Below are 20,309 nucleotides of genomic sequence, written 5' to 3' on the forward strand. Positions count from 1 at the left end.
AGCAGAGGGTGCGAAGGCCGTACGGCCTCCGCGTGGATTCATGGCGGCCTTGCTCAGCCGCATGCGCGCGCTCCAGCGAAGAACGCTTCGGAAGCGGCGGCATGTTCTTCGAACGCGACCAACACGGCATCGCGAACCGCGTCGGTGCCGGCCTGCCCGCCGATGTCGCGGGTGTGCGGACCACGCTCCAGCACATCCGCTACGGCCGCTTCGATGGCGACGGCCTCGTGTTCCAGGCCTAGTGAATGACGCAGCAGCATGGCGACCGACAGGATCGCGCCCACCGGATTTGCCACGCCCTTGCCGGCGATATCCGGCGCGGAACCGTGGATGGGTTCGTACAGGCCGGCCTTGCCTTCGCCCAGCGAGGCGGAAGGCAGCAGACCCAGCGAGCCGGCCAGCGCGGCGGCTTCGTCGGTGAGGATGTCGCCGAACAGGTTCTCGGTGACCACCACGTCGTAGTGCGACGGCTGGGTCAGCAGCAGCATCGCCATCGAGTCGACCAGTTGGTGTTCCAGCTTCACGTCCGGGTACTCGGCGGCGATGCGCTGCACCGTGCTGCGCCACAGGCGCGAGGTTTCCAGCACGTTGGCCTTGTCCACCGAGGTGACCTTGTGGCGACGGCCGCGCGCCAGCTCGAAGGCCCGGCGGGTGACGCGCTCCACTTCGGCGACGGTGTACTTGCACTCGTCGATGGCGGTGTCGGTGGTGCGCGTCTTGGCACCGAAATAGGCGCCGCCAGTCAGTTCGCGCACGAACAGCACGTCGACGTTCTTCAGCTTCTCGTTCTTCAGCGGCGACAGTGCGGCCAGCGCGGGGTGTACCTGCAGAGGACGCAGGTTGGCGTACACGCCGAGCGCGGCGCGCAAGGCGAGCAGGCCTTGCTCAGGACGCACCGGCGCATGCGGATCGGACCACTTCGGTCCGCCCACTGCGCCCAGCAACACGGCATCGGCGCTCTTGCAGGCTTCCAGCGACGCGGCGGGCAGCGGTTCGCCGGTGGCATCGATGGCACAGCCGCCGATCAGGTGTTCCTCGTAGCTGAACTCGTGGCCGAAGTGTTCGGCGACGGCGTCGAGTACGGCTACGGCGGCGGCAGTGACTTCCGGGCCGACACCATCGCCGGGCAGGGTGACGATGCGAGCTTTCATGCGGCGTGCTCCAGTTGCTGTTCGTAGGTGGTGATGGCGTCGGCGTGCTGCAGCAGGTAACCCAGCTGATCGACGCCGTTGAGCAGACAGTGGCGGGCGAAGGCTTCGAGCTTGAACGGCACGTGGCCACCATCCGCCAGCGCGATGAATTGCCCGCGCACGTCGATGGTCAGTTCGAGGCCGGGGTGCGAAAGCAGCCAGTTGTGCTCGGCATCGGAGATCACGATGGCGAGCAGGCCGTTCTTCAGCGCGTTGTTGCGGAAGATGTCCGCGATCTCGCTGCAGATCACCGCCTTGATGCCGTAATCCAGCAGCGCCCACGGCGCGTGCTCACGCGATGAGCCACAGCCGAAATTGCGGCCGGCGACCAGGATCGAGCAACCCTTGGCTTCCGGCTTGTTCAACGGGAACGCCGGGTTGTCGCTGCCATCCGGCTGATAGCGCCAGTCGTGGAAACACAGCTTGCCCAGGCCAGCGCGCTCGGTGGTAGTGAGGAAGCGCGCAGGGATGATGCGGTCGGTGTCGATGTTCTCGTCGGCCAGCACGGCGGTGCGGGAGTGGATGCGGGTGATGGGCTTCATGCGGCACTCCGATGAGCGAAGACGAGATCTGCTCCCTCTCCTGCGTGTAGCAGGGGAGGGTTGGGGAGGGGTGAAGCCCCGCAAGTCATGCGGCGTTTGTCGCAAGGGCTTACCCCCTCCCAACCTCCCCCTGCGAGCAGGGGGAGGAGCTGTCGATGTCGCTGCGTACTCATGCGGCAGCCTCCGTCAAGTACTCACGCGGATCGGCGATCACGCCGGCCAGCGCGGAAGCGGCCGCAGTGGCCGGGCTTGCCAGCACCGTGCGCGCGCCCTTGCCTTGGCGGCCTTCGAAGTTGCGGTTGGAGGTGCTCACCACCAGCTGCCCCGGCTGTGCCAGGTCGCCGTTCATGGCGATGCACATCGAGCAGCCAGGCACGCGCCACTCGGCGCCGGCTTCGGTGAACACCTGATGCAGGCCTTCGCGCTCCGCATCGCGGCGCACCGCTTCGGAGCCTGGTACCACCAGCATGCGCACACCGCTGGCGACGCGGTGGCCGCGCAGGATGTTGGCCGCTTCGCGCAGATCGGAGAGGCGTGAGTTGGTGCAGCTGCCGACAAACACCACATCCACCGGCATGCCTTGCATCGGCTTGCCCGGTTCGCTGTGCATATAGGCAAGTGCGCGGGTCTCCTGCGCTGAGCGCGCGGCCGGCACGGGCTTGTCCATCGCGATCGCCATGCCCGGATGGGTGCCGTAGGTGACGGTGGGTTTGACCTTGCTGGCGTCGATGCGCACTTCGCGGTCGTATGCCGCGCCCGCATCGGTGCGCAGCGCGCGCCACTTCGCCACAGCGGTCTCCCAGGCCTCACCTTGCGGTGCGCGCGGGCGGCCCTTCAGCCAGTTGAACGTGGTGTCGTCTGGCGCGATCAGGCCCGCACGCGCGCCGGCTTCGATCGACATGTTGCACACGGTCATGCGCTCATCCATCGACAACGCCTCGATGGCATCGCCGCGGTATTCGATGACGTAGCCGGTGCCACCGTCCACGCCGATCTCGCCGATGATGTGCAGGATCAGATCCTTGGCGCCGACGCCTTTCGGCAGATGACCGTCTACGTAGATGGCCAGCGTCTTGGGCTTGCGTTGCAGTAGGCACTGCGTCGCCATCACATGACCGACTTCGGTGGTGCCGATGCCGAACGCCAATGCGCCGAATGCACCGTGAGTGGAGGTGTGACTGTCGCCGCAGACGATGGTCATGCCCGGTTGTGTGGCCCCCAGCTCCGGGCCGATCACGTGCACGATGCCGCGATCGTTACTGTCCCAACCGTGCAGCTCCACGCCGAACTCGCGGCAGTTTGCTTCCAGCTGCGCGACCTGCGCTTTCGCCTCGTCGTTGGCGTAGGGGCGTTCGCCATTGGCGGCCGCGGGCAGCGTTGGCGTGGAGTGATCCAGCGTTGCCAGTATGCGATCCGGGCGGCGCAGTTTCAGGCCGCGCTCGCGCAGTTCGGTGAAGGCCTGCGGCGAGGTGACTTCATGCACCAGGTGCAGGTCGATGTAGAGGATTGCCGGGGTATCGGCGGTTTCGGGCGCGACGACGTGCGCATCCCACACTTTCTCGAACAGGGTCTTGGCGCTCATGCGGCCTCCTGCGCCGTAGCGTCGGAATGCACGGGCGTCAACCAACCCCAGCGGTCTTCAGTCGTTCCATCGAACAAACCGAAGAAAGCCTGCTGCAGCGCGCGTGTCACCTGGCCCGGCTTGCCGGTGCCCACTGCCTTGCGATCAACCGAGCGCACGGGCGTGATCTCGGCGGCGGTGCCGGTCATGAATACTTCGTCGGCGCTATACAGCGCTTCGCGCGGCAGGTCGCGCTCTTCGATCTTGATGCCCAGGTCTTCGGCCAGGGTCATCACCGTGTCGCGGGTGATGCCGGCGAGGATACCGGCGCTGGTCGGCGGCGTGAGCAACTTGCCGTTCTTCACCACGAACACGTTCTCGCCGGCACCTTCGCTCAACAGACCGTTGTGGCCCAGCGCGATGCCTTCGGCGTAACCACCGCGACGTGCTTCCAGCCCGATCAGCTGACTGCTCAGGTAATTGCCGCCGGCCTTGGCCCAGCTCGGCACGGTGTTCGGCGCAGGACGCTGCCATGAAGAGACGCATACATCCGCGCCATGCTCGCGCGCGTCGCCGAGATAGGCACCCCATTCCAGCGCCATGATCGCCACGTCCACCGGTGCGCCATCTTTCGGCAGCACGCCCAGGCCGCCCGCGCCGCGGAACACGATCGGGCGCACATAGGCCGAGCCCATGCGGTTTGCGCGGATCACTTCCATGCAGGCGGCGTTGATCTGGTCTTCGGTGTAGCCGATCTCGATCTCGTATACGCGGGCCGACTCGAACAGGCGGCGCGTGTGATCGGCCAGGCGGAAGTAGGCCGGGCCCTGCGGTGTGGCATACACGCGCTCGCCCTCGAACACCGAGGAACCGTAGTGCAGCGCGTGGGTGCTGACGTGGACGGTGGCTTCCGTCCACGGCTTGATGTGGCCGTTGTGCCAAAGAAATGGCGTGGTCATGCGGAGGCTCCTTGGGCTTGCGGGACGGCGACGGCGGCTTGCGGTGCCTGTCGCTCGATACGGTTGACGATCGCGAGCGCGGCCAGCGCGGTCGCTTCGACGATGTCGGTGCTGACAGCATTGCCGCGCCAGTCGCGCGCGGCATGGCGGGCGGTGAGCTGGGCCTGGCCCTGGGCGTCGCCGCCTTCGCTCACCGCGCGTACCTGGAACTGAGTGAGTTCGAGTGCGGTGCCGGTGGCGCGCTGGAACGCGCGCAACACCGCATCGACCGGACCATCGCCGATGGCGGCTTCGCCGATCTCGCGGCCGTCGTCATGGGACAGCTTCACCGAGGCCGACGCGCTGCCGCCGAGATGCGAGGCGGTGTTGAGTTGCACCAGATGCCACGGACCGGCGGCGTCGGGGTCCTGGCCCAGAGCCAACGCTTCCAGATCCTCGTCGTGGATTTCCTGTTTCTTGTCGGCCAGCGTCTTGAAGCGGGCGAACACATCGTCCATCGCGCTGTCGTCCAGCGCGTGGCCCAGTGCCTGCAGGCGTTGACGCAGCGCGTGGCGACCCGAGTGCTTGCCCAGTACCAGTTTGGTCTCGGCAATGCCGACATCTTGCGGGCGCATGATTTCGTAGGTGCCGCGATGCTTAAGCATGCCGTGCTGGTGGATGCCGGATTCATGCGCGAATGCGTTCTCGCCCACGATGGCCTTATTGCGCGGTACTGCCTGGCCGGTGAGCTGTGTCAGCAGGCGCGAGGTGGGATACAACTTGCGGCTGTCGATGCGCGTGCCCACGCCGAAGTGCGGCGCACGCACGCGCAGCGCCATCACGATTTCTTCCAGCGATGCATTGCCGGCGCGTTCGCCGATACCGTTGATGGTGCATTCCACCTGGCGTGCACCGGCGCTTACCGCGGCGAGGCTGTTGGCGACCGCCATGCCCAGGTCGTCATGGCAATGCGTGGAAAACACCACGCGCTCGGCGCCCTTCACGTGCTGGCGCAGGTAGGCGAACAGTTCAGCCATTTCGGCGGGCGTGGTGTAGCCGACGGTGTCCGGCGCGTTGAGTGTGGTGGCGCCGGCGGCGATGGCGGCGCTGAACACTTCCGCCAGATATTCCGGCTCGGTGCGCAGCGCGTCCTCGGCGGAGAATTCGACTTCGTGGCACAGGCCGCGCGCGCGTTCGATGGCGGCGACGGCGGTATCGATCACCTGTGCCTTGCTCATGCCCAGCTTGTGTTCGCGATGCAGCGGGCTGGTGGAGAGAAATACGTGGATGCGTGAGTGGTGTGCCGCTTCCAGTGCACGGCCGGTGGTGTCGATATCGCCGGGCTGACATCGCGCCAGGCCGCAGATGGTGGAGTGGCGCACGATCCTGGCGATCTCTGCCACGGCCGCGAAATCGTCCGGCGATGCCTGCGGAAAACCTGCTTCGATGATGTCCACGCCAAGCGCTTCGAGCGCATGCGCCATGCGCAATTTGGCGCGTCGATCCATCGCAAAACCGGGCGCCTGCTCGCCATCACGCAAGGTGGTGTCGAAGATGCGCACACGCTCGGCAGCTACGTCACTCACGTCGCTGCTCTCGCTGCTGGGTTGATCCTGGGTCTTCATCATTGGCTCCGCTGAGGCGTCGCGGAGGGCAATAAAAAACCCCGCATCCGTTTCCGGGTGCGGGGTTCTTTGGGGTATCTAGGTTAGTTTTGCTTTACCTGGACACAAGCCCTCAGCCCGCACCTCCGTTAGTAATAAGGAGTACGAGTACGAGGGTAAGAAGGAGGTTGCCGCGCAGTCGCAGCAGGCCGTAGAGCGTCGGAGGACGACTCTTTTCGGCGGTGCTGAGGTGGTTGTTGCGCTGCGACATGTGATCGAACGTAACGGCCGTGGAAGGGGCTGTCAACAGTTTCTTGTGAAATAGTTTGAAAAAGTTCGCCCGATCACATTTGGACGTCCAGATGGCTGGATGGAAATGCAGGATGCGGCCTCCGCGCCATCTGAAACCATTCTGTGGCGAATGGAACGTCCGCCTCTCCCGGCTTTCGCTAGTGTTCCAGGTGCTAGCGCGCTCCCTATCTCTGCTCACAGGGAGTATCTATGGGTGGAAGGCCGACTAGACGCCTGACACTGGAAAAGGCGTAGCTACAAAGCCCGCCGCCTGCTCTTCAGGCCATTTCTCTTTGGTTACTTTCTCTTGACTCCGGGCATCCATGCCCTCCGCCCTTCGGGCCAGCTGCGCTGTTCGCACTCGCTCCTGCGGCTGCGTGGGCCAGCAAAGAGAAAGTGACCCGAGCCGCGGCAGCGGTTCGGAAGCCCGCGGCAGGCGAGCCAGGGCACGCAGACGCGACAACCAAGCGATAACGCCACTGGATCCCTGCCTGCGCAGGGATGACGAGTAGGTGGGGATATCGCAAGGGCCGAACCCTCAACACAGTTTCTCCCCTGCAAGCAGGGACGGGAGTTCAGGCTGTGCGTCGCGTTCTAGCCTGGGACTGAAGTAGCCAAAGCTTCAAAGCCTCATCGCTGGCCTCCAGCGGCTCCGCCTGCGCCGACCGATCCAGCATCGCCGCCAGAGCCGGCGGCACCGGCACGGAGCGGCCGATCAACGGCTCGACCACACTTTCGAACTTGGCCGGATGCGCGGTGGCGACCACGGCCCAGTCTTGCCGCTCACTGCGCTGGTCGAGCCGGTGCATGGCGGTTGCGGTGTGCGGGCAGAACACTTCGCCATGCTTGGCAGCGTGGAGTAGCACGGTGTCGCGGATGGTGCTGTCGCTGACGCTGTGTGCGTTGACCAGGGCGCGCAGTTCGTCGTCGTGCGGGAAGGTCCAGTGCAGTCGTTCGAAATTGCTGGGCGCGCCGACATCCATCGCATTGGCCAGGGTGGCGACGGCCGCGCGCGGTGTGTACGGCGCGCCGTCGAAGTAGTCGCTGAGGGTCTCGTTAGCATTGCAAGCCAGTTCGACCTCGCCGATGGGCAGGCCCATCTCGCGCGCCCACAGACAGGCAAGGGCGTTGCCGAGGTTGCCGGTAGGCACGATGAAGTTGAGCGGGCGACCGTGATCGTGGTGCCAGCGCAGCGCGGCGTGCGCGTAGTAGGCCATCTGCGGCAGCAGGCGGCCGAGGCTGATGCTGTTGGCGGAGGACAGCGGGCGTTGCGCTTGCAGCGCGGCGTCGTTGAGCGCGGCCTTCACCATGCGCTGGCAGTCGTCGAAACGGCCGGCCACGCGCAGCGCCTGCACGTTATTGCCGAAGCAACCGAGCTGATGCGCCTGGCGCGGCGAGACCAGGCCATCGGGATAAAGAATCACCACCTGCACGCCGGGTTGCCGGTGGAAGGCGGCGGCTACCGCGGCACCAGTGTCGCCAGAGGTGGCGACCAGGATGGTCAGCGGTGGCTCGCCCGTCTTGCGCAGGCGGCGGAAACAGCTGGCGAGGAAGCGCGCGCCGAAATCCTTGAATGCCGCGCTGGGCCCATGGAACAACTCCAGCATCGATGCGCCGGGATGGGACGGCAGCGGCCGCAGCGGTGCCTCGAAGTTGAACGCCTCCGCGCAGATGGCTGGCAGGACCTCGGCCAGCGGGTGGCCGGCGAAGAACGGCATCAACAGGCGGGTAGCGGTGTCGGCCAGTTTGCCGTGCGGATCGAAGGTGGCCGGATCGAGTCGAGGCAGGGCCTCGGGAACATAGAGTCCGCCATCCGGCGCGAGGCCGGCGGCAATCACCTGATCGATGCGCGCGCCGTCTCGCGCGCCGCGTGTGCTGTGATAAAGCAGGGGTTCGCTCATGCCTTCCTCGTGGCGTCGACTAGCGTGGCGGCGGGGCCGTTGATGGGCGAGACGAGCACATCGCTGTCCAGGCCGGCTTCGGCAAACGCGGCCGACATCGCGGCGGATGCCTTCAGGGCGTCCTCGCGCTGCTCGAACCAGCCGAACACGCTGGGGCCGGCGCCGGAGATGCTGGCGCCGAGTGCGTGGTGATCCATCGCCGCCTGCTTGACGCGGTTGAAGCCGGGAATCAGCGGCGCGCGGCGCGGTTCCACCAGCACATCTTTCAGGCCGTCGCGGACCAGCGCGGCTTCGCCGCGATAGCAGCCGGCCAGCACCAGCGCAAGATTGGCGCTTTGCGCGACGAATTCGCCGAGTTGATAGTCGCCGGCCAAGGCCGCGCGGGCTTTGCGTGTCTCGAGCACCATGTGCGGATGGACCAGCGCGCAATGCCAATGTTCCGGCACCGGCACACGCACCAGGCGATCGCGGGTAGCGAGTACCAGGCCGCCCAGCAGCATCGGGCCCACGTTGTCGCCGTGGCGGCCGCCGCTGGCGACGGCTTCGCCTTCCAGCGCGAAGCCGTAGAGCGATTCGGCGGGTAGCGGGCGTTCCAGCAAGGCGTTGGCGGCGACCAGCGCGGCCACGCAGGAGGCGGCCGAGCCGCCCATGCCGGAGCCGAGCGCTATGCCTTTGTGCAGCACCACTTCGAAACCGTGTCGCAGGCCCAGCGCCTTGCGCAGCGCCATTAGCGCCATGCCGGCGGTGTTCTTCACGGCGTCCATCGGCAGCGCATCGACACAGCCATCAATCGCAGCGATGCGTACTACCGGTTCATCGATTCGGCGCACTTCGGCGCGATCACCAGCGCCCGCCACGCTATGGCCGAGGATGTCGAAGCCGATGCCGACATTGCCGACGCTGGCGGGCGATTCGGCGTGAGCGGAGAGGGCGCGTTGCGGCAAGACAGACATCGATTCCACCAGTTGTGCGTTCATGCGCGCGCCTCCAGCGATTCGGCGATGCGCAGCAAGTCGCCGAACACTCCGGCCGCCGTCACTTCCGGCCCGGCGCCCGGTCCCTGCACCAACAGCGGATTGTCGTGGTAACGACGCGTGGTGAATTGGACCACGTTGTCGGTCAACCGCGTATGGGCGAACGGATGAGATGAGGGCAGTACGGCCAATTTCACGCTGGCGCGGCCGTTGCGGTCGAGGCTGGCGACGTGGCGCAGCACGCCGTTGTGCGCGCGGGCCATCGCCAACTGCGCGGCCATCGGGGCGTCGAGCTCATCGAGCCGCGCCATGAAGTCGTCGACGGAGAGTGCGGCCAGTTCGGCGGGCACCAGGCTTTGTACTTCCACATCGTCCAGCGAAAGCGCCCAGCCGGCCTCGCGAGCGAGGATCACTAGCTTGCGCGCCACGTCCATGCCGGAGAGATCGTCGCGCGGATCCGGTTCGGTATAACCCAGCGCGTGCGCCTCGCGCACCAGCGCGGAGAACGGTTGCTGCCCGTCGTAACGGTTGCACAGCCAGGCCAGCGTGCCAGAGAACATGCCATCCACCGCGAGCAATTCGTCGCCGGTATCGAGCAGGTCGCGCAGCGTCTGCACCACCGGCAGACCCGCGCAGACAGTGGCTTCGTAGCGGAAACGCATGCCGGCGCGACAGGCTGCGCGAATCGCTTCCCAACGCGATAGCGGGCCGCTGCCGGCGAGCTTGTTCGGGGTTACTACATGCACGCCTTCGGCGAGCCAGTCGGCGTAGTGTGAGGCGACGACATCGTTGGCGCTGCAATCGATCAGCAGGGCGTGACGGCTGTCGTCGCCGCGAATATGCGTTGCGAATTGCTGCAGGTCGGTAGGGCGCCAGATCTGCGCGCGGTCGCAGCGGTAATTGAGGTCCGGGTCGTCGCAGTCCAGCCACATGCGCTTGCTGGCGGCGACGCCGCACAGTCTCAGCTCAAGTCCCGCTTCGGACAGACGTCCCTGCGCCGCACGCAGTTGGGTGAGCAGGGCGCTGCCGACACGACCGGGGCCGATCAGACCCACGGCCAGCGTACGGCGGCGTGGAGTGGTCGTCGGCAGCGCACGTTGGAGCAGCGGTTGTTTAGGCGGCTCTTGATGAGCCTTGTCGAGTAGTGGTGCGAGAACGTTCACGGTGGTCTCCTGGTTGGAGCCCCGTCTCGCTGGCGGTTCGGTGTGTGCCGGCCCGCCTCATCGAGGGCGGGGCCGTTGCGTGTGAGAGATTACTCGCGCGCTGACACCCACCCGTGGCCGGTGGTACCGGTACCGGTGGTAATAGTCGTGGCGGAGATAGCTGCAGCGATGACGCCAGCGGACAACGTCATGCTCCCGGTGGAAGCCGGGTGGCGATACATGCGGGCTGGCGCGGATAGCGGCGACATGTGGCTGACCATACGAGCCATGCTGCACCGCAGTCAACAGGTTCATCTGAAACTTTACGAGGGTGGGATGGCCCGGTCCGGGCTGCCTGGAATGGGTTCTGGCGACGGCAGCGAAACGAGGGCGAATTCCGTCCTGTTACTTGCCTAACTTGATGCGGCACCGACACACCTTCCGCCCTGGAGCCCGCCATGCCGATCAAGACGCGCCTTGCCGTTGCCGCCATAACGCTTCTGTTGTCCGCCGTGACGCCGTGGGTAAGCCACGCCGCGCAGACGGATATGCCGGCAGCGGCGCGTGATAGCTCCCGGGATCTGGATTTCCTCCGCGGCAGCCCCTGGCACGTGCACAACCGGCAGTTGCCCAAGCGCCTGGCCGGCTCGCATGACTGGGTGGAGTTCGATGCCACTGACGAATTCATCGCCCTGCCGGGCAACCTCGGCAACGAAGAGCACTACCGCACCGACCACTGGAAGGATTTCGTCAGCGTCGCGTTCCAGCTCTACAACCCGAAGACCCGGCAATGGAACGAGTACTTCGTGGAAAACCGCAGCGCACCCGGCGTGCTGCAGCCGCCGGTTACCGGTGGCTTCACGGGCGATGTCGGCCACTTCGAAGGCCAGGACACCTACGCCGGCAAACCGATCACCGTGCGCACCACCTGGCGGCGGCTCGGGCCGAACCATGTGACCTGGGAGCAGGCGTTCTCGCCGGACGGCGGCAAGTCCTGGGAAACCAACTGGACCATGGACTTCACGCGCTGATCCGTCATGACACCACATCAAGGGCAAACCATGAATCGCTTTGAACGTCTTCTGGCTGGCACGCTGGCCTCGGTCATCACCTGCGCCGCCGCCGCGCAAACCGCGCCCGCGGGCAACGCTGCGGCGCAGGCCGAAAGCGTGAAACACCTGTCCAGCTTCCAGACCATCGAACTGCGCCGCTACACCACTAGCGATGGTGCGCGCGCACGCTTCGCCAAGTACTTCGATACCTATTTCCCGGAGGCCTTCGAACAACTGGGCGCGATGGTGTTCGGGCAATTCCTCGAGCGCGGCAATCCCAATCACTTCACCTGGCTGCGCGGTTACAAGGATCTGTCCGCGCGCCCGGTGGTCTGCGCCGAGTTCTATTACGGTCCGCTATGGAAGGAGCATCGCAGCAAGGTCAACGCCATCCTGCCCGACAGCGACAACGTGATCCTGTTGCAGCCACTGCATCCCGAGCATGGTTTGCTGGTGCTGCCGGCGGTCGATCCCGTAGAGGAGACCAAGGGGGCGCAAGGTGTGGCCGTGATGCAGATCTTCCCGGTGAAGAAGGGCAGCGAGGAAGCTTTCGCGAAGCAGACCGAGGCGGCGTTTGCGCGCTATCGCATCGACGGTGTGCGCGAAGCGGGCGTACTCATTTCGCTCGACGTGCCTAATAACTTTCCGCAATTGCCGATACGCACGGATGGTCCGTGGCTGGTCTGGGTGGGCGTGGTGAAAGACAACGCGACACTCGACGCGAAAGCCGCACCGGCGATGAAAGCCGCCGAGCAAGCGCTCGCCGCCACCGGGCTGCTGCGCGGTGAGATCGAACGCGTGGTGATGGACCCGACACCGCGCTCGCGACTGCGCTGGCTGGAAAGCGGCAACCCGTCGCCGTGAGTTCGTGAGGCTACGAGTGGAAGAGTCCGCGGAGCGGCGGAGCCGTTATTTGCCTGTGCGCCAACGGGGCGGCTCACCTTTCCACCAGCAGATGGCAACCAGAAGTACGGTCCATAACGCGGTGCATACCAGGAAAGCGTTGCGTTGCTGCGGAAGCAGCAGCGCCGCGGATGCGGCCATCACCCCGGCGTAGCCCAGCAGAACCGTCCAGCCTTGCCAGGTCGTCGGTACGCCCCATCCCCATCCGTAGCGCTTGGCGGGGAACCAGTAGCTTGGCTGTCGCGACATGACTTGGCTTCCCTGAAGTGGCAGAACGATGAGCCTGCAAACCGAGCATTGCAGAAAGCTTCTGTTTGGGACTACCCCGACGCCGGAAATCCATATCCATTCACACACGATGGACCAAAGTGATCCGGCTGGGCCGCCTTCTTACGGTGACGCCGGCATAACAAAGCGCAGTGTTGAATGCGCTCACCTGACGGACGGAGGGACGCACATGAAGAAGCGTATCGGCGGTATCGCAACAACGGGTCTGGCCATCGCGCTCGGTCTCGCATGCAGCACCAGTGGTGCGCAGGATCTGGGCAAACTCGGCGGACTGCTTTCCGGCGGCGGCGGCTCGATGAGTTCCGGCAGCATGGGTAATGTGGCTGGCCTGCTGCAGTACTGTGTGAAGAACAATTACCTCGGCGGCGATTCGGGCGCGTCCGGCATCAAGGATCAGCTGCTCGGCAAGCTGGGCGGTGGTTCCTCCGGCTCAAGCGGCAGCAGCGACAAATCGTCGGGCACCAGCGACATGCTGGGTGGCTTGTTGGGCGGCAAGAAAAAGAAAGCCGCCGCGACCAGCGGTGATGCCACCAGCGATCCAGGCTACCTGAGCGGTGCCAAGGGCATCCTGCAGACCGGCAGCGGCAAGAGCATGGATCTGTCCAGCCTCGGTGGTGGTAGCAGTGGCGGCTCGAGCGACCTCAAGTCGCAGCTCACCCACAAGGTCTGCGACACCGTGCTGAAGCAGGGTAAATCCTTCATCGGTATGTAACCGGCAAAGGAGGACAGGGCGGCGCCGCGAGCGACGCCCTGTCCACGACACTCATCGCGACAGATCGATGGCGTAAGTCGCCGTGCCATCGCCATGGTCTTTCACCTGGCGCACGTTCTTGATCCCCGCTGCCTGCGCCACCGCCTGCTTGCCGGCGGCGCCTTTGAACACTACCGGTCCGCGCGTTTTCAGCGGCGCGAAATGCCATGACGTCGCCGGCAAGTCCTTCGCGGTGATGCTGCGGTGGCGTTCGATCCACTTGGCGAGAATCTCGCGCGTGCCATCGGGTGCGCTGAGCACGATGTTGTGGCCGTCGAGGCCAGGGAAGTTGCCGCCGCCGCTGGCGCGGTAGTTGTTGGTGACCACAATGAAGGCCTGCTTCGCGTCCACCGCCTTGCCCTTCCAGCGCAGGCTGGTGATGCGCTCGCCGACCGGTTTGGAGACGTCGATGGTGTAGGCGATATCGCCCTGGATCTGGTCGAAGTTGAAGCCGGGCAGGCGCTCGTTGATCAGCGGCTGTTCCGCGGTCTGCGCCGGATCGATCCGGTTGAAGCGCTCGGCGGATTTCTCCAGCCAGGCTTTGAGCCCGGCGCCGTCGATCTTCACCGCGGCCAGCGTGTTCGGATAGAAGTACAGGTCGGCGGCGCTGCGCAAGCTCAGCGGGCCGGCGGCGACGTCGGTGTAATCGTCCGGGCCGCCGAAGCCGGTACGGAACGCCGCGGCGGAGGCGACTACCGGCACGTTGGCCAGCTCCGGGTGTGCCTTGGGCAGTTCCGTCATCACGTAATCGCGCTGCGCGGCATTCACCGCGGCCAGTGCGGTCATGTTGCCGACGTCGGCGAAGTAACTGCTCATATGCACGCGGCTCTGGCCGATCGGCGTGTTCACGTGCGCGAGGGCGGCCTGGTGCGCCTTCGCTACCAGCGGCGCGATGGCCGGATCGGCGAGCACGCAGTCGTTCTTCTGCGGGCAGATCGGGCGCACTTCGCTATGCGTCTGCAGCTTGTCGATGGCCCACTTGCCGTCCTTGCGGGTCAGCGCCAGCTTGACCACGCCGAGATCTTTGCCGAAGAAACCGCCCATCACCGCTGGCGTGCCGCGCACAAAGCCGCGCTCGGCATCCACTTCCTTCATACCCTTGTAGTGCGGGCCGGGGAATTCGGTGTGCGAGTGGCCGAGCAGCAGTACATCGACGCCCGGCACCACGGCGAGATACCAGCCACCGTTTTCCATTTCGTGGGTATAGGTGTTGGTGTCGAGGCCGCCATGCAGCACGGCCACGATCAGGTCGGGATGCTGCGCCTGCAGTTCCGGCAGGTATTTCTTTGCCGCTTCGATCACGCCGGTGACGGTGACCTTGCCTTCCAGGTTCTGCTTGTCCCACTCCATGATCGGCGGCGGGGTGAAGCCGATGATGCCGACCTTGAGCGGCACGCTCATCTTGCTGCCGTCCGGCGTATAGGCCTCGACGTTCTTCTCCACCACCGCCCACGGTTTGAAGATCGGTGCACCGTCGCGCGCGCTGAATACGTTGGCCAGCACCAGTGGAAAGTGCGGGCCGGCACAGCGGTCGCTGCGGCCGCCATCCACGTTCATGGGCGTGCCGGTGACTTGTGACAGGAAGGACAGGCCGTAGTTGAACTCGTGGTTGCCGGCGGTGCCGCCGTCGTAGCCCAGGGCATCCATGGCGGTGTAGATCGCCAGCTCCTCATCGCAGGCCACCGGCTTCACCTGAGCCTGGTAGTCGGCCAGCACGCTGCCCTGGATGGTGTCGCCGCTATCGAACAGGAAGCTGTTGGGAAACTCCTGCCTGGCGCGGCGGATCAGGGTGGCGGTGCGCTCGTAGCCCAGCGAGCTGTCCGGCTTGAGCTTGTAATAGTCGTAGCTCAGCACGTTGGCGTGGATATCAGTGGTTTCCAGGATCGCCACATCGGCGCGCGCCCCCTCGGGCAGCTTGCCGGGCTTGAAGCTCTGGCTGGCGCAACCGGCCAGCAGTGCGGCGGTAAGGGCGGCGAGGGGTAGCAGGCGAGGCGTCATGGGATTCCCTAAGAACTTGCGAGCCGCTGAAGCTAGCAGATCGTAATGACGGTTCGCGGGAAGAAAACGGGCCAACGCCGGCTGAACCCTTTTCTGGCGCCATTTGGCCGTTACCTCCGGTTCTGTCTGTGACCGTGGCAAGACCGTAAGATGGCGCCCCGATGACACACCGGCCGGACAGGGGGCCTTGCGCAACATGCAGGAAAAACCGTTTCGCGTTACGCGGAACAGCGTCGTGTGGCTGTGTGCCCTGCTTTTCTTCGCCGGTTGCGTGCGCGCCACCGCGGGACAGGAGCCGGTGCTGCAGCAGCAAGGTTTCATATTTGCCCTGATGCTGTGCACCCTTGGGGTGCTGCTGTTCGCCTTTGCCCGCTCAGCCACCGCCATGGTGGTTACCGGCGTGCTGTTTCTCGGCCTCAGCTTTCTGTCCGTGCTCAAGCAGCGCTATCTCGATTCGCCGCTGATGCCCTCGGACTTCGTCTACTACCTGCGTTCCAGCTTGCTGGAGACGCTTGGGCATTACCCGCATCTGTGGGAGCTGACCCTGGGCATCGTGGTAGTGGTGCCGCTGGGCCTGTGGCTGGTGTGGCGCGGCGACCGGCGCTTGTTCTCCACGCTGGCACCGGCGAAGGCGTTCGCCGTGCGCGTGGGTGGTGCTGTGCTGTGCGCGCTGGCGTTCTGGGGGTGTCTGCTGCCGGTGGGGCCGTTCGCTCAGGTGCATGCCAAGGATGTGTGGCAGAAGCTGTCGGACGACGCGCAGCTCACCAACTTCTTCATCAACTTCCGCGACTCCGACGTCTCCCTGCCGGCGATGACCAGCGATACGCTGGCCGAGCAGGAGTGGAGCGCCACCGCGCAGGGCGGCCCCGGTTCGGTGCAGCCGCCGTACCCGGACATCGTGCAGGTGCTGGAAGAAAGCACCTTCGATCCCTCCAATTTCACCGCCTGCAATATCCCGCAGTGCAAGGTGCAGATGTTCAAGCCGGACGAGCACACGCTCTCGCACGGCCCGCTCCGCGTGCACACCTTCGGCGGCGGCACCTGGGTGAGCGAGTTCGCCGTGCTCACCGGCATGCCGCAGGACATCTTCGGCCCCGGCGGCATGTATGCGCCCTATGTGCTGGCGCCGCACGTGCGTGATTCGCTGCCGCAGCAGCTGCAGCGCCTGGGTTATCTGACCATCGCGATCTACCCGACCAACGGCGCCTTCCTCAATGGCCGCAACGCCTACAAGGCCTACGGCTTCGATCATCTCTACGACGCCAAGGAACTGGGGCTGGACGAGTGGGAAGAGACCGATGCGCAGATGTTCGACGCGGCCAAGCGCACCTACGACAAGGTGAAGAAGCCAGGCCAGCCGGTCTTCATGATGATCCTGACCCTGGCTCAGCACGGTCCGCACGATATGGACCCGCTGTCCACGCTGCCAGCGCCGTTCAACCGCGGCCTGATCAAAGGCGTGCCGGAGAAGCAGGCGCTGAACCTCAACACCTATCTATCCAACCTGCACAACTCCGACGTGGCGATGAGCGGGCTGGAGAAGAACTTCCTGGCCCGCAAAGAACCGACGGTGATCGTGCACTTCGGTGACCACCAGCCTTCGTTCGGCGGCCTGATCCGCGACATGCCGCGCACCTGGCCCGCCGCGCTGCAGCCGTACAAGCACTACCTGACCTACTACATGATCAAGAGCAACGTGCCCGGCCGCAGCATGCCGAGCTACCCGATGCTCGACATTGCGCACCTGCCCAACATGGTGCTGCAGGCGGCGGGCCTGCCGGTGGATCCGTATTTCTCCGCCTCCACCGTGCTACGTACGCGCTGCAATGGCCTGTACAGCGACTGCATCGATCAGGATCTGGTGAAGTCCTACCACGCGTGGACTTTCAACCATCTGCACGTCTACGAGGAATAAGCGAGAGCTCTCGTGAGAGGGTGTCGCAAGAGCTTACCCCTCCCCAACCCTCCCCTGCGAGCAGGGGAGGGGGCAGAGTGTCGCGAGCTTTTAGCTCCTCCCCCTGCTTGCAGGGGGAGGTTGGGAGGGGGTAACGCTCTTGCGATCACCCTTCCCGAGCACGAGCTACTTCCGCTCGGGTTTCGCCAGATCGAAATACGTATAGGTCTTGCCGTCGGTCTGCAGCTGCTTGAGCTGCACCACGAAGCTATAGCTGCTGCCCGGTGATGCGCTGCCGTCCACACGCTGCATGCTCAGACCGCTGGCGGATTGTGTGGGACGAAGTTCGGCCGGCTTGAGCTGATAGGCATCAAGCGGACGCGTGAGCGTGCCGCTCAGCGCTTCATGCAGTACGCGGCCTTGCGCCTGCGGCAGCTTCAGGCCGAGCAGGGCCGCGATGGTCGGCGCCACGTCCACATTGCCGCTGGGCAGTGAGTCGCGGAAACCGTTGCGGAAGTTGGGGCCAGCCGCGAGCAACGTGTTGTGCACATCGATCGGGCTGAAGCTGCCGTGCTCGCCACGCTCGCTGGGCAGGTCGGGAAAGACGGTGGAGTACTCGGTGCCGCGGAAACCCTGGATCACCGCATCGGCATCCCAGGCGTAGCTGACGATGATGTCCGGGCCGCGCTTGGCGTTCTCCAGATGCACGTTCTCCGCCGGCAGCGTGCCGGGCAGGTTGCCGTAGCGCTTGGCCACGAATACCGCCGCGACATAGTCGCGCGATTGCAGGAAGCGCACGGCGCGCTTCACCACGTCCGCATTGTGTTCCGGCTGATAGAAGTATTCGGTACCGCCATTGGGCGCGGTGACCAGCGCACCTTTGGGTAGCGTATCCGGCACGACATAGCTTGGCGTGGTGTATGGGCCGGGCTTGCCGCACAGGCGGCCGTCATCATCGAAGTGCGTGGGCATCAGCTGGGTGCCATCGGCGCGGATGCCGCTCATCACCGGCGCGTAGACGCAACCCAGCCCATCAAAGGTGGGAATGTGGCCACGGGTCGTCAGCTCATGCGCCATGCGGATGCCGCCTGAGACGGAATAGCCCCAATCGTTGTCGACGCCGGCCACGCGGCCGTCATTGATCTGGCGCAGCGGAAACAGCTCGCGCGCGCCGGCAATATTGCTGTGGCCATGATCGGACACCACGATGATGTCGGTGTCCTGCGCCATGCCCAGTTCCTGCAGCTTCGCCTGCAGCTGGCCGAGCAGCGCGTCCTGCGCCTGCAGCGCGAGATGGAACTCCGGCGAGCCCACGCCGTAGATGTGCTGGGTGGTATCCGGATTACGCATCCACACCACGCTCAAATCGGGGCGATGCTTGGGCAGCACCTCTTCCAGATACACCTTCATCATCCACGCGTTGGCCGCGGTCGGCGGCGTGTCGCCACCGGCGGTGGCATCGCTGGTGGTGCCGTCCTTGAGCAGCGCGGCCTTGGCGCGGTCGGTGGGGCCGTCGTTATCTTCGCGCAGCGTCAGTTCGCCGTCGGCGTAGGTGTTGGGTGTGGTTTTGGGCAGCGGGTAACCGGCCCTCTGCAGTTCCTGCGCGAAGGACAGCGGAAGTGCGGTCCTCTCATCCAGCAGCAGGCCGACGCGATCCGCATCGCCGTGATTGGGCAGGCGGTAGTTCTGCAGGAAGGCCGCGCCGGACTTGCCGATAGCGGCGGTTTTCAAACCGGCCTTCTGCGCGGCGGCGAACAGCGTGGGCAATTCCAGCAAGCCGTCGCCGTCGCTGGCTTTGTCGATCGCGCGCAGCACGAGGTCGTCCTCGACATAGACCGCGTTGCGGAAATTCACATCCTCGCCGCTGGTGCTGCGCGCCTTCGGCAGCGTCTTCAGTCCCGCCTGCGGCGTGGCCCAGAAACGGTTGCCGTAGAAGCCGATCGGGCCGGGGAAGGCGCCGGTGGCGAAGCTCGACGCATTCGCCATGGTGAAGGTGGGGTAGGTCGAGTGATTGTCCTCGAAGAAACTGCCGCGCTGGCCTAGCGCCAGCAGGTTCGGCGTATCTTCCGCGCTGATCGCGTCAGGGCGCATGCCATCCCACACGAACAGGATCACGCGATGCGGCGCCGCCAGGGCGGGGCTCACGGAAACGGCAGCCAACAGGGCGGCGGCCACGGCTTTCAGAGCGCAGCGATGGAGCGTGGACATCGGGACCTCGGCGGATAGGAATGAATCAAACCGGTCATGCTGGGCGAGGCGTGTTGCAGTTTGGTGTCGGCGCACGATCTGTGCTCACTTGACGCCGGTCGAGGCGGAAACTACCAATGGCCGCTTGGCAGACCTTTCACCCGATGGATCGCCACGGGCGAATCCGTGCGTACCTCACCGAGACGGATACCACGACCATGACGCAGGCAAGCCGCTATCGATATGCATGGCTCTTCATCGGATGCCTGCTGGCCTCCGCGGCACACGCCGCAGAGCCCGTGGCGACTCCGCCCGCAGCGACCCTTCGTGTCGTGGTGGAAGGCAAGCCGGTCGTGTTCGACCGGGCCGCGCTGGCGGCCCTGCCGCACATCAGCGTCACGGCTGCCACGCACGACGAAAAGCCTGCGCTCTGGGCCGGCGTCGGTCTGGACGAACTGCTGCGCTGCGCCGGTGCGCTCGACAAGCCGTTGCGTGGGCGAGGCCTTGCGCGGTTCGTGCGCGTCACGGCCATGGACCACTATCAGGCGGTGTTCGCGCTGGCCGAACTGGACCCATCGATATCACGCACGACAGTGGTATTGGCCGATGTACGCGATGGCCAGCCCCTGACCAGTGATGGCCCGTTCCGATTGGTGGTGCCGAGCGACAAGCGTCCTGCGCGCTGGGTACGCGGCGTCACTACGATCGAGGTGGTGGACGCAGCCACTTCGGGTGGGCCCTGAGGGCCTGTTCAAAGTCGCTGATTGATTCTGTATCGATCTGTTCGCCGCCTTTGCTCGCGGAGGTAAGCCTTTGGTTCGCGGCTTCGTACTTTTGATGTTGGGTTATCGCGACCTGGCCGCTTATGCAGCGGGCATTCCGCCTCGCTGCCGCGAGCCGGGTAACTTTCTCTTTGCTGACCCAAAGAGAAAGTAACCAAAGAGAAATGGCCTGAAGAGCAGGCGGTGTGCTCTGTAGCTACGCCTTTTCCAGTGTCAGGCGTCGAGATGTTTTTCTCCGACATCGAGTACTACTGCTTTGGCCCCTCTCCACAGAGTGGGGAAGAGAAAAAGTGAGAGCACGAGTTTCTCGG

At 65.2% G+C, this 20,309-nt stretch carries 17 protein-coding genes; 5 read left to right on the forward strand and 12 right to left on the reverse strand.

Annotated elements, in window-relative coordinates:
* Positions 1-53: 53 nt before the first annotated feature.
* The 9 genes from leuB to BM338_RS21420 form a co-directional block, all read right to left on the reverse strand.
* A complete protein-coding gene (gene leuB / locus BM338_RS16490; RefSeq protein WP_090452725.1) occupies positions 54-1,151 on the reverse strand; it encodes a 3-isopropylmalate dehydrogenase in 1,098 nt (365 codons plus the stop codon).
* A complete protein-coding gene (gene leuD, locus BM338_RS16495; protein ID WP_090452727.1) occupies positions 1,148-1,732 on the reverse strand; it encodes a 3-isopropylmalate dehydratase small subunit in 585 nt (194 codons plus the stop codon). Before leuD ends, leuB begins: the two co-directional genes overlap by 4 nt.
* 169 nt (positions 1,733-1,901) lie before the next feature.
* Positions 1,902-3,314, reverse strand: a complete 1,413-nt coding sequence (gene leuC / locus BM338_RS16500; RefSeq protein ID WP_090452729.1) for a 3-isopropylmalate dehydratase large subunit — start codon at positions 3,312-3,314, stop codon at positions 1,902-1,904.
* Positions 3,311-4,252: a branched-chain amino acid transaminase gene (locus BM338_RS16505; protein ID WP_090452731.1), complete on the reverse strand. Its 942-nt coding sequence runs from the start codon at positions 4,250-4,252 to the stop codon at positions 3,311-3,313. Before BM338_RS16505 ends, leuC begins: the two co-directional genes overlap by 4 nt.
* Entirely contained in the window at positions 4,249-5,859 is a 1,611-nt protein-coding gene (locus BM338_RS16510; RefSeq protein ID WP_090452733.1) for a 2-isopropylmalate synthase, read from the reverse strand. The genes BM338_RS16505 and BM338_RS16510 overlap by 4 nt, the downstream gene beginning before the upstream one ends.
* 842 nt (positions 5,860-6,701) lie before the next feature.
* A complete protein-coding gene (gene thrC / locus BM338_RS16515) occupies positions 6,702-8,027 on the reverse strand; it encodes a threonine synthase (RefSeq protein WP_090452735.1) in 1,326 nt (441 codons plus the stop codon).
* Entirely contained in the window at positions 8,024-9,004 is a 981-nt protein-coding gene (locus BM338_RS16520; protein WP_090452737.1) for a homoserine kinase, read from the reverse strand. Before BM338_RS16520 ends, thrC begins: the two co-directional genes overlap by 4 nt.
* Positions 9,001-10,107, reverse strand: coding sequence for a homoserine dehydrogenase family protein (locus BM338_RS16525; protein WP_090453480.1), 1,107 nt, complete (start codon positions 10,105-10,107; stop codon positions 9,001-9,003). The genes BM338_RS16520 and BM338_RS16525 overlap by 4 nt, the downstream gene beginning before the upstream one ends.
* A 146-nt stretch (positions 10,108-10,253) precedes the next feature.
* Positions 10,254-10,433 carry a hypothetical protein gene (locus BM338_RS21420; protein WP_143109329.1) on the reverse strand — a complete coding sequence of 60 codons (180 nt, stop codon included), beginning with the start codon at positions 10,431-10,433 and terminating at the stop codon, positions 10,254-10,256.
* A gap of 168 nt (positions 10,434-10,601) precedes the next feature.
* Between BM338_RS21420 and BM338_RS16535 the strand changes: the two genes are divergently transcribed.
* The gene (locus tag BM338_RS16535) at positions 10,602-11,174 is read left to right on the forward strand and encodes a hypothetical protein (protein ID WP_090452741.1); all 573 of its coding nucleotides are present in this window, start codon (positions 10,602-10,604) and stop codon (positions 11,172-11,174) included.
* A gap of 30 nt (positions 11,175-11,204) precedes the next feature.
* Positions 11,205-12,059 carry an NIPSNAP family protein gene (locus tag BM338_RS16540; RefSeq protein ID WP_177229391.1) on the forward strand — a complete coding sequence of 285 codons (855 nt, stop codon included), beginning with the start codon at positions 11,205-11,207 and terminating at the stop codon, positions 12,057-12,059.
* Between the two features lie 45 nt (positions 12,060-12,104).
* On the opposite strand, the gene BM338_RS16545 is transcribed toward BM338_RS16540, so the two are convergent.
* Entirely contained in the window at positions 12,105-12,347 is a 243-nt protein-coding gene (locus BM338_RS16545; protein WP_090452745.1) for a hypothetical protein, read from the reverse strand.
* Between the two features lie 208 nt (positions 12,348-12,555).
* On the opposite strand from BM338_RS16545, the gene BM338_RS16550 reads away from it, so the two are divergent.
* Positions 12,556-13,098: a DUF2501 domain-containing protein gene (locus BM338_RS16550; protein ID WP_090452747.1), complete on the forward strand. Its 543-nt coding sequence runs from the start codon at positions 12,556-12,558 to the stop codon at positions 13,096-13,098.
* A 51-nt stretch (positions 13,099-13,149) separates the two neighbouring features.
* Here BM338_RS16550 and BM338_RS16555 read toward each other — a convergent pair whose 3' ends face one another.
* Positions 13,150-15,135: a bifunctional 2',3'-cyclic-nucleotide 2'-phosphodiesterase/3'-nucleotidase gene (locus BM338_RS16555; RefSeq protein WP_090452749.1), complete on the reverse strand. Its 1,986-nt coding sequence runs from the start codon at positions 15,133-15,135 to the stop codon at positions 13,150-13,152.
* Between the two features lie 235 nt (positions 15,136-15,370).
* Between BM338_RS16555 and BM338_RS16560 the strand changes: the two genes are divergently transcribed.
* Positions 15,371-17,050, forward strand: a complete 1,680-nt coding sequence (locus BM338_RS16560; protein ID WP_255367342.1) for an LTA synthase family protein — start codon at positions 15,371-15,373, stop codon at positions 17,048-17,050.
* Between the two features lie 165 nt (positions 17,051-17,215).
* On the opposite strand, the gene BM338_RS16565 is transcribed toward BM338_RS16560, so the two are convergent.
* The gene (locus BM338_RS16565; RefSeq protein WP_090452752.1) at positions 17,216-19,237 is read right to left on the reverse strand and encodes an alkaline phosphatase family protein; all 2,022 of its coding nucleotides are present in this window, start codon (positions 19,235-19,237) and stop codon (positions 17,216-17,218) included.
* Positions 19,238-19,353: 116 nt separating this feature from the next.
* Here BM338_RS16565 and BM338_RS16570 point away from each other — a divergent pair, with 116 nt between their 5' ends.
* On the forward strand, positions 19,354-19,959 hold the full coding sequence (locus BM338_RS16570; RefSeq protein WP_090452754.1) for a molybdopterin-dependent oxidoreductase: 606 nt from the start codon (positions 19,354-19,356) through the stop codon (positions 19,957-19,959).
* Positions 19,960-20,309 lie beyond the last annotated feature (350 nt).

The organism is Dyella sp. OK004 (assembly GCF_900114495.1).
Classification (GTDB): Bacteria; Pseudomonadota; Gammaproteobacteria; order Xanthomonadales; family Rhodanobacteraceae; genus Dyella_D.

Coding starts and splice junctions, on each gene's coding strand:
- leuB (WP_090452725.1), bottom strand. CDS start 1,151: ATGAAAGCTCGCATCGTCACCCTGCCCGGCGATGGTGTCGGCCCGGAA.
- leuD (WP_090452727.1), bottom strand. CDS start 1,732: ATGAAGCCCATCACCCGCATCCACTCCCGCACCGCCGTGCTGGCCGAC.
- leuC (WP_090452729.1), bottom strand. CDS start 3,314: ATGAGCGCCAAGACCCTGTTCGAGAAAGTGTGGGATGCGCACGTCGTC.
- BM338_RS16505 (WP_090452731.1), bottom strand. CDS start 4,252: ATGACCACGCCATTTCTTTGGCACAACGGCCACATCAAGCCGTGGACG.
- BM338_RS16510 (WP_090452733.1), bottom strand. CDS start 5,859: ATGATGAAGACCCAGGATCAACCCAGCAGCGAGAGCAGCGACGTGAGT.
- thrC (WP_090452735.1), bottom strand. CDS start 8,027: ATGAGCGAACCCCTGCTTTATCACAGCACACGCGGCGCGCGAGACGGC.
- BM338_RS16520 (WP_090452737.1), bottom strand. CDS start 9,004: ATGAACGCACAACTGGTGGAATCGATGTCTGTCTTGCCGCAACGCGCC.
- BM338_RS21420 (WP_143109329.1), bottom strand. CDS start 10,433: ATGGCTCGTATGGTCAGCCACATGTCGCCGCTATCCGCGCCAGCCCGC.
- BM338_RS16535 (WP_090452741.1), top strand. CDS start 10,602: ATGCCGATCAAGACGCGCCTTGCCGTTGCCGCCATAACGCTTCTGTTG.
- BM338_RS16540 (WP_177229391.1), top strand. CDS start 11,205: ATGAATCGCTTTGAACGTCTTCTGGCTGGCACGCTGGCCTCGGTCATC.
- BM338_RS16545 (WP_090452745.1), bottom strand. CDS start 12,347: ATGTCGCGACAGCCAAGCTACTGGTTCCCCGCCAAGCGCTACGGATGG.
- BM338_RS16550 (WP_090452747.1), top strand. CDS start 12,556: ATGAAGAAGCGTATCGGCGGTATCGCAACAACGGGTCTGGCCATCGCG.
- BM338_RS16555 (WP_090452749.1), bottom strand. CDS start 15,135: ATGACGCCTCGCCTGCTACCCCTCGCCGCCCTTACCGCCGCACTGCTG.
- BM338_RS16565 (WP_090452752.1), bottom strand. CDS start 19,237: ATGTCCACGCTCCATCGCTGCGCTCTGAAAGCCGTGGCCGCCGCCCTG.
- BM338_RS16570 (WP_090452754.1), top strand. CDS start 19,354: ATGGCCGCTTGGCAGACCTTTCACCCGATGGATCGCCACGGGCGAATC.